Source organism: Streptomyces sp. SID14436, from assembly GCF_010548465.1.
In the GTDB taxonomy this organism is placed as follows: domain Bacteria; phylum Actinomycetota; class Actinomycetes; order Streptomycetales; family Streptomycetaceae; genus Streptomyces.
Map to the genome: position 1 here is coordinate 1 of NZ_JAAGMD010000483.1, position 7,856 is coordinate 7,856.

8 protein-coding genes are annotated in these 7,856 nt (G+C 71.5%); 4 read left to right on the forward strand and 4 right to left on the reverse strand.

The window, feature by feature from the left end; genetic code table 11:
* A partial coding sequence (locus G3I53_RS16715) for a PfkB family carbohydrate kinase (protein ID WP_239063948.1) occupies positions 1–267 on the forward strand: 267 nt, incomplete at its 5' end.
* Between the two features lie 641 nt (positions 268–908).
* Here G3I53_RS16715 and G3I53_RS16720 read toward each other — a convergent pair.
* Both G3I53_RS16720 and cdgB read right to left on the reverse strand, forming a co-directional pair.
* On the reverse strand, positions 909–1,847 hold the full coding sequence (locus G3I53_RS16720; RefSeq protein ID WP_164438491.1) for a carbohydrate-binding protein: 939 nt from the start codon (positions 1,845–1,847) through the stop codon (positions 909–911).
* A 117-nt stretch (positions 1,848–1,964) separates the two neighbouring features.
* A complete protein-coding gene (gene cdgB / locus G3I53_RS16725) occupies positions 1,965–3,662 on the reverse strand; it encodes a diguanylate cyclase CdgB (protein ID WP_164334977.1) in 1,698 nt (565 codons plus the stop codon).
* Between the two features lie 304 nt (positions 3,663–3,966).
* Here cdgB and G3I53_RS16730 point away from each other — a divergent pair, with 304 nt between their 5' ends.
* Entirely contained in the window at positions 3,967–4,551 is a 585-nt protein-coding gene (locus G3I53_RS16730; RefSeq protein ID WP_164334975.1) for a flavin reductase family protein, read from the forward strand.
* Positions 4,552–4,630: 79 nt separating this feature from the next.
* On the forward strand, positions 4,631–5,107 hold the full coding sequence (locus G3I53_RS16735; RefSeq protein WP_164334973.1) for a GNAT family N-acetyltransferase: 477 nt from the start codon (positions 4,631–4,633) through the stop codon (positions 5,105–5,107).
* A gap of 28 nt (positions 5,108–5,135) precedes the next feature.
* Here G3I53_RS16735 and arfB read toward each other — a convergent pair whose 3' ends face one another.
* The gene (arfB, locus tag G3I53_RS16740) at positions 5,136–5,597 is read right to left on the reverse strand and encodes an alternative ribosome rescue aminoacyl-tRNA hydrolase ArfB (protein ID WP_164438492.1); all 462 of its coding nucleotides are present in this window, start codon (positions 5,595–5,597) and stop codon (positions 5,136–5,138) included.
* Between the two features lie 154 nt (positions 5,598–5,751).
* On the opposite strand from arfB, the gene G3I53_RS16745 reads away from it, so the two are divergent.
* Positions 5,752–6,327, forward strand: coding sequence for a TerD family protein (locus G3I53_RS16745; RefSeq protein ID WP_164333948.1), 576 nt, complete (start codon positions 5,752–5,754; stop codon positions 6,325–6,327).
* Between the two features lie 75 nt (positions 6,328–6,402).
* On the opposite strand, the gene G3I53_RS16750 is transcribed toward G3I53_RS16745, so the two are convergent.
* On the reverse strand, positions 6,403–7,782 hold the full coding sequence (locus G3I53_RS16750) for a M1 family metallopeptidase (RefSeq protein WP_343240634.1): 1,380 nt from the start codon (positions 7,780–7,782) through the stop codon (positions 6,403–6,405).
* Positions 7,783–7,856: the final 74 nt, after the last annotated feature.

A 7,856-nucleotide genomic window follows, 5' to 3' on the forward strand; every position in this document is an offset into this window, starting at 1 on the left:
GGCCTGCTCGCCGTGACCCCCGAGGGCCGCTGGCGCGCCACTCCCCCGGCCCGCCTGCACGGCAACCCGACCGGCGCGGGCGACTCGGCCGTCGCGGGCCTGCTGTCGGGCCTGGTCGAGAACCTCCCCTGGCCGGACCGCCTCACCCGCGCGGTCGCCCTGTCGGCGGCGACGGTCCTCTCCCCGGTGGCAGGCGAGTTCGACCGCCCGGCCTACGAGGAACTGCTGTCCGGTATCACAGTGACGACAGAGACGAACGCCGCCTGACTCCCATTCATTCGCCCGCAAATGACCCGGGGGCCACACATCGAAGGCGCGCGCCGTCAGCAGCCTTGCATTCTCTTTTCGGCCATATCACCCACCCCTACTTCCCCTACGCAGAAGTGGCGAACTAACGTCATCCACCAGCAGCCGGACGTCAAAGGGATTGAGATGAACAAAGTAACCCGAGCGACTCTCCCGCTCATCGCAGCAGTTTTCCTCACTGCCCTCGGATCTAACCCCGCGCACGCTGCCCCGGTAGACTACGCCGGGTGCGCCACTACAGGAGCTTCGGGAGCCGTCAAGATTACGAATTGGTACAACCCCGGCGAGAAAGTGGGCTTAAGTTTCACACTGAGCGACATCAAGCCCGACGGCCACCACGTCCGCATACGCCTGGTCAGCAAGCAGTACAACGACGCTCGAAAGAATTGGCCTTGGCGCAAGAACACGAGAGGGTCGGGCAGGAGTCAGACCTGGAGCAGCAGCGCATCGGACAGTAACGGGCTTTTTGAGATTGGGGTGCAAGTCGCCAGATTCGAAGGCAACAAGTTGCTCAACTCGTGTACCGACTGGGCCTGACAATGACCTGCGCCGAAGAATGACTCAACGCCGTTGTCCCGAGGGGACAACGGCGTTGACGTCGGCTACTTCTTGACCTGGCCTTCCTTGATGTACAGCTGGTCCAGCAGGACGTTGCACTTGTCGCCGTCGTTGCAGGAGACCGAGATCGTGTTGGTGCCCTTGTTCAGGGTCGGCCAGGCGAAGGTCTTGGTCCAGCCCTTGGCGAAGTCGCCGTCCTCGGCGCCGGTGAAGTTGTCCATGTTCAGCTTGTTGCCGAACTCCTTGCCGTTGACGGTGAGCGTCATCGACTGGGCTTCACCGGCGGTGCTGTAGCTCACGAAGACGGTGTACGCGCCGTCCTTCGGGATGCCGTCGACGGTCCAGGTGACCCTGGAACCGGGCTGGTTCAGGTTGGTCACGTAGATGCCGCCGTCGGACTGGGCGCCCTCGACGTCCGACGCCAGCGCGGCACCGCCGTCCAGGCGGAGCGCCTTCGCGTCGATGGTCGGTGACGCGAACGTCTCCTCGTCGTCGTCGCCGTCGCTCGCCGACGGGCTCGGCTCGCTGCTCTGGGTCTGCGACTGGGTCGGGGTGGCGCCCGCCTCGTCGCCGCCCTTGTCGTCGTCGTCACCGCCGATCATCGCGACGCCGATGCCGATGACGACCGCGGCGACCACCGCGATCGCGCCGATCAGCAGGCCCTTGGTGTTCGGCCCGCGGCCGCGGCCGCCGCCGTGCCCCGGCTGCGGGGAGTGGGCGGTGGCGGCGCCGCCGGGCAGCGTCTCGGGGGCCGCGTAGTGCGCGTTGGGCCGGCCGTACGTGCCCTGCTGCGGGGGTGCCTGCGGGGCGGGTGCCTGCTGGCCGTACTGCCGGGCGCCGACCGCCCGTACCCGGTTGACCGAGTTCGGGTAGCCGTAGCCCCCGGACGGCGGCTGGGCCCCGTTGGCCTGACCGTCGGCGTAGAGGTAGCCGAACGGGTCGTCGTCCTCGGGCGTGCTCGCGCCGTTGTTGCCGGGCGTCATCCCTTGGTGCTCCTAGGTACTGATCGGATGCGGTACGCGTGGTCGGAATGGCGAGCCTACCCCCATCGCGTGACCCGAACGGGTGACTCGGACCGCATCACCTGCCTGACCTGCGGTTCACCCGGCTCGTCTGTGCTGTTTGGGACGAGATCGTTTCTCGATGTACATGCGTTCGTCGGCGGACTTCAGCACTTCGTCCGCCGTCATGCCGCAGTGCGCCCACCCGATGCCGAAGCTGGCGCCGACCCGCACGGCCCGCCCCTCGGCCCGGATGGGCTGGATGATCTCGTTGCGCAGCCGGACGGCGAGGTCCTGGGCGTCGGCGCGGCCGAGCCCGTCGGCGAGGATGACGAACTCGTCACCGCCGAGCCGGGCGACGGTGTCGCCGTCGCGGACGCCGTTGCTGAGCCGGCGGGCGACCTCGATGAGGACGGCGTCGCCCGCGTTGTGCCCGAACCGGTCGTTGATCGACTTGAAGCCGTCGAGGTCGCAGAACAGCACCGCGAGCCCCTTGCTGCCGTCGTCGTACTCGTCGGGCGGCGCGACCGTGTGCACGTGGTGGTCGTAGCCGTCGTACTCGTCGGCGCCGGGCGGGAAGTCGAAGTCGTGGCCCCGGTCGAAGACGGGCGGCCCGCCGTGGACGGCGTCCTGGGTGCCGAAGGAGTCGAAGGCCTCGAAGGACTCCACGGACCCGGCGGCGGGCAGCGCGGCCTGCGGGCGCTGGCGGCACAGCCGGGCGGAGAGCCGGGACCGCAGCTCGGCGGAGTTCGGCAGGCCGGTGAGGGAGTCGTGGGAGGCGCGGTGGGCGAGGTGGAGCTCACGCCGCTTGCGTTCCTCTATGTCCTCGACGTGGGTGAGCAGGAAGCGGGGCCCGTCGGCGGCGTCGGCGACCACGCTGTTGCGCAGCGACACCCAGAGGTACGTCCCGTCGCGGCGGGCCAGCCGCAGCTCGGCCCGGCCGCCCTCGGCGGAGGTGCGCAGCAGGGTGCCGATGTCCTCGGGGTGGACGAGGTCGGAGAAGGAGTAGCGGCGCATCGTGGAGGCGCGGCGGCCGAGCAGCCGGCACAGGGCGTCGTTGGTGCGCAGGATCCGGCCGTGCTGGTCGCCGCCCATCTCGGCGATGGCCATGCCGGAGGGGGCGTACTCGAAGGCCTGCCGGAAGCTCTCCTCGCTGGCGCGCAGGGCCTGCTGCTCCCGTTCGAGGCGGACCAGGGCGCGCTGCATGTTCGCACGTAGACGCGCGTTGCTGATGGCGATGGCGGCCTGGAAGGCGTACATCTGGAGGGCTTCGCGGCCCCAGGCGCCGGGCCGGCGGCCGTTGCGCGGGCGGTCCACGGAGAGGACGCCGACCAGTTCGCCGGAGGTGCCGCCGCCCTGCGGGCCGGGGGCGTACATGGGGGCGAAGAGGCGGTCGGAGGGATGCCACTCGTCCTCGAAGCGCGGGGCGGGGCCGTCGGTGTACCACTGCGGGACGTCGTCGTCGTCGAGGACCCAGCCCTCGGTGTGGGGTATGAAGATCAGGTCGCCCCAGCGTTCGCCCATGCCGAGGCGGCGGTCCCAGGACTCGCGCGAGCCGACCCGGCCGGTGATGAGGGCCTCGGCTGCCGGGTTGCCGGAGAAGGCGGCGACGACGAGATCGCCGTCGTGGCGGACGAGGTTGACGCAGGCCAGCTCGTACCCGAGGGCGCCGACGACTCCGTCGGCGACGGTCTGCAAGGTGTCCGCCAGGCTTCGGGCCGTGTTCATGTCGGCCATGACCTGGTGCAGTTGTCGCAGCGACGCCAAGCGCACGTAGGGTTCCGACTCGGTCTCCATACTCGCCCTCCCCCCGAGTCCTCGCAGCGAATCAAGGGTGCTCATCGGCGTATCGTCCCGGCAGCTTCCCCGCCACTGAATCACAGCGCGCTGCCCACTCGGTACACAGGGTCAACAATTCCTGCCCCTTGTGACTCAAGTCACAGGTAAACGTGAACAATTGCCTGGTCTTTCCATGATTTCTCCCCGGATTTCTCCGCAATCGCGGAAGGCAGTTCTTTGCGGCCGTCGTCCGCTGGTCCTAGGTCCGGACTGGTCCCGGGGCCCGATGCGGCCCCGGTGATGCGGACACTAGCGTTCCGGTGTGCCCAACACTTCTGTCGCCCCGTCCACGATCACCTCGGTGCCCGCCGCCCGGCATGCTGAGGGGGTGAGCAACGACGAGTTCCGCGCCGCCCTGTCCCGTCTGGCCGCCGGTGTGGTCCTGGTGACCGCGAAGGAACCGCCGCTGGACCCGGACGACCCCCGGGCCCCGGCCGGTGAGGACGTGGGCATGACGGCGACCGCCTTCATGTCGGTGTCCCTGGACCCGCCCCTGGTGCTGGTGAGCCTGCGTGAGGGGTCCCGCATGGACGAGCTGCTGGAGGAGCAGCCGCTGTGGGCGGTGTCCGTGCTGTCCGAGAGCCAGCGGCACATCGCGGGCCGCTTCGCGATGCGGGGCCGCATCAGCGACCGGCTGCTCTTCGAGGACATCCCGTACGTGCGGGGCGAGTACAGCGACTCGCCGCTGGTGGGCGGGGCGCTGGCGACCCTGGAGTGCCGCACCGAGCAGCGCGTCACGGCCGGGGACCACACCCTCGTCATCGGCCGGGTGCTCACGGCCGCGCTCCCCAGCTCGGACGGCGGCCCGCTGACCTACTTCCGCGGCCGCTACCGGCACCTGGGCTGAACTCCCCCCGGGACCGGGCGGCCGGGCCGGGGACGAAATCCGTTGCGTCCCACGGCGGTCGCGGCCGTACCGTGCTGCCATGACGACCGACCCCGGCTCCTCCCCGCGTCTCGTGGAGGTCACCGCAGCGAACATCGGCACCGCCCTCGCCGTCCGCGTCCGGCCGGACCAGGAACACCTGGTCGGCCCGGTGGCGAAGTCGCTCGCGGAGGCCTACGTGCACCCGGACGTCGCCTGGCCCCGGCTGATCGCCGACGGCGGGCGCGCGGTCGGTTTCCTCATGGCCTTCTTCGACGCCGACTGGTTCGGGGACGGCCGCGTCCGCCGCTCCGGCCTGTGGCGGCTGAACATCGCGGCGGACGAGCAGGGCAGGGGCTACGGCCGGTTCGCCGTGCGGGCGGTGGCCGAGGAGATCCGCCGCCGGGGCGGCACGGAGTTCTACGTCACCCACCACCCCGGACCGGCGGGGCCGGAGAACTTCTACCGGGGCCTGGGCTTCCGCCCGAACGGGGAGGTCCACGAGGGCGAGACGGTCGAGGTGCTCCGCCTCGGCTGACCGCCCGGCGGGCGCCCCCGGGCCGTCGTCAGCCCCAGTCCCGGCCGCTGCGGCCCCGCTTGGTCTGCGCGCGCTGCTTCTTCTCCCGCAGCCGGCGCTCGTTGATGCCGCGCGGGACGCGGGTGGGCCTGCGGGGCTTGGGCGGCGGCGCGGTGGCCTCGGCCAGCAGGGCGGCGAGCCGCTCGGCCGCCGCCTCGCGGTTGCGCCACTGGGACCGGTGCTCCGAGGCGCGCACGGACACCACCCCGTCGGTCAGCCGCCCCGCCAGCCGGTCCAGCGCCCGCTGCCGCCACACCTCGGGCAGCGCGGTGGTGCGGGCCAGGTCGAAGCGGAGCTCGACCTGCGAGTCGCTGGTGTTGACGTGCTGGCCGCCCGGCCCCGAGGAACGCGAGAAGCGCCACCTGAGCTCGGCCTCCGGGAGGGAGACGGAGCCGCGGATGCGGAGTGCGCCGGGGGGCAGGCCCCCGGGCCTGCGAGAGGGACCGGACATGCCGTCCATGGTCCCGTGCCCGGCCGGGCCGCGTCACCTCGATTTCGCGGGTAAAGAAAGTAAAGGGAACTGGAACCTCGCGGAGGCCTCTCGCGTTCAATGGGGGTAGCGGTAGCTTCTAGCCGTACGTCAACGAGGGAAGGGACTCCCAACAATGGCTGTAAGCCTGTCCAAGGGTGGCAACGTCTCGCTCACCAAGGAGGCTCCGGGCCTGACCGCCGTCACCGTGGGCCTCGGCTGGGACGTCCGCACCACCACCGGCACGGACTTCGACCTCGACGCCTCCGCCATCGCCGTCAACACGCAGGGCAAGGTCTACTCCGACGCCCACTTCGTGTTCTTCAACAACAAGCAGACGCCGGACAACTCCATCGTCCACACCGGTGACAACCGCACCGGCGAGGGCGCCGGCGACGACGAGGCGATCAACGTCGACCTGGCCGCCCTGCCGGCCGACATCGACAAGATCGTCTTCCCGGTGTCGATCTACGACGCCGAGAACCGCAGCCAGAACTTCGGCCAGGTCCGCAACGCCTACATCCGCATCGTCAACCAGGCGGGCGGCACCGAGATCGCGCGCTACGACCTCTCGGAGGACGCGGCCACCGAGACCGCCATGGTCTTCGGCGAGCTGTACCGCAACGGCGCCGAGTGGAAGTTCCGCGCCGTCGGCCAGGGCTACGCCTCCGGCCTCGTGGGCATCGCCCAGGACTTCGGCGTCAACGTCTGACGCGCCCCGCGAGTCGCTCCAGGGCCCCTGTCCCGCCCGCCCGGCGGGACAGGGGCCTCGGTGTGTCCGCCCCCGTCAGGGCCGCGCCGGTTTCCCCGTCCCGTGGAGCCAGTCCGCCCAGACGGTGCCGAAGTCGTGGTCCGGGGCCTGCTGTTCGACGTAGGCGGTGAAGTCCGCGGTGCCGGCGGTGCCGTGCCGGTGCCGCCGGGCCCAGCCGCGCAGCAGCGCGTCGAAGGCGTCGTCCCCGACGGTCTGCCGGATCCTGTGCAGCACCATCGCGCCGCGCTGGTAGACGGGCACCCCCGAGATCTGTGCCGCACCGGGCGGCCGCGCGGGCGGGAACGCCCACACGGCCTCGTTCGCCTCCGCGTCGGCGAAGTAGGTCCCGTCGTACAGCGCGTCGAAGGTCTGCTGGGCGCTGTCCCCGCCGTGCTCCTCCTGCCACAGCCACTCGGCGTACGTGGCGAAGCCCTCGTTCAGCCACATGTCACGCCAGCTCGCGGGGCTGACGGAGTTTCCGTACCACTGGTGGGCGATCTCGTGCACCAGGAGCCCGGTGTCCGGGGCACCGGGGAAGACGGGCCGGTTCTGCGTCTCCAGCGCGTACCCGGCGTCCCCGGGACGCTCGACGATCGCCCCGGCCGACGCGAAGGGGTACGGGCCGAATCTGCGTTCCGCCCACTCCAGCACCTCGGGCAGCCGGGCCAGCGCCCGGCGGCCCGCCTCCCGCTCCTCCGGGTCCACGGCCGTGTGCACGGGCAGGCCCCGCGCGGTCCGCGTCCGGTGCGTCTCGTACCGGCCGACGGCGACCACCGCGAGGTAGCTCGCCATCGGCTCCCGCACGCGCCAGCGCTGCACCCTGCGGCCGTCCCGGGTCTCCTCGCCGTCCGGCTCGCCGTTGGACACCGCGCGCAGCTCCTGAGGCACGGTCAGCGTGAGGCGGTAGGTCGCCTTGTCGGAGGGGTGGTGGTTGCCGGGGAACCAGGCCATGGACCCGGTCGGCTGGCCGAGCGCCAGCGCGCCGTCCGCCGTGCGCAGCCAGCCCTCCTCGGAGCCGTCCGGGTCGGTGACGGTCACCGGGGAGCCGGAGTAGCGCACGGTCACCCGGAAGGTGGCGTCGCGGCGCAGCGGGGTGCGCGGACGGACCGTCAGTTCCTGTCCCTCGCGCCCGAAACGGGCGGGCGTGCCGTCGACGGTGACCTTCTCCACGTCGAGGCCCCACAGGTCGAGGTTCAGGGCGGGGAGGTCCTCGGTCGCGCGGGCGGTGACGGTGGCGGTGCCGGTCAGGTGGTGCGGGCCGGGGTCGTAGGCGAGGTCGAGGTCGTAGTGCGCGACGTCGTACCCGCCGTTGCCCGCCCGGGGGAAGTACGGGTCCCCCAGCCCGGAGCGCGAGGGCCCCGAGCCGGCGGACGCGCCGGAACCGGCCCCGCCGCCCCCGCACGCCGTCGCCACCACGGTGAGCAGGGCGAGCCCCCAGGCGAGCCGCCGCGAGCCGCGCCCGGACCGCCGGGGAGAGGCGGGGAGAGCGG

What these genes read in the sequence shown, in the direction of transcription:
- G3I53_RS16720 (WP_164438491.1), bottom strand. Translation starts at nt 1,847, where the DNA reads ATGACGCCCGGCAACAACGGCGCGAGCACGCCCGAGGACGACGACCCG.
- cdgB (WP_164334977.1), bottom strand. Translation starts at nt 3,662, where the DNA reads ATGGAGACCGAGTCGGAACCCTACGTGCGCTTGGCGTCGCTGCGACAA.
- G3I53_RS16735 (WP_164334973.1), top strand. Translation starts at nt 4,631, where the DNA reads ATGACGACCGACCCCGGCTCCTCCCCGCGTCTCGTGGAGGTCACCGCA.
- arfB (WP_164438492.1), bottom strand. Translation starts at nt 5,597, where the DNA reads ATGTCCGGTCCCTCTCGCAGGCCCGGGGGCCTGCCCCCCGGCGCACTC.
- G3I53_RS16745 (WP_164333948.1), top strand. Translation starts at nt 5,752, where the DNA reads ATGGCTGTAAGCCTGTCCAAGGGTGGCAACGTCTCGCTCACCAAGGAG.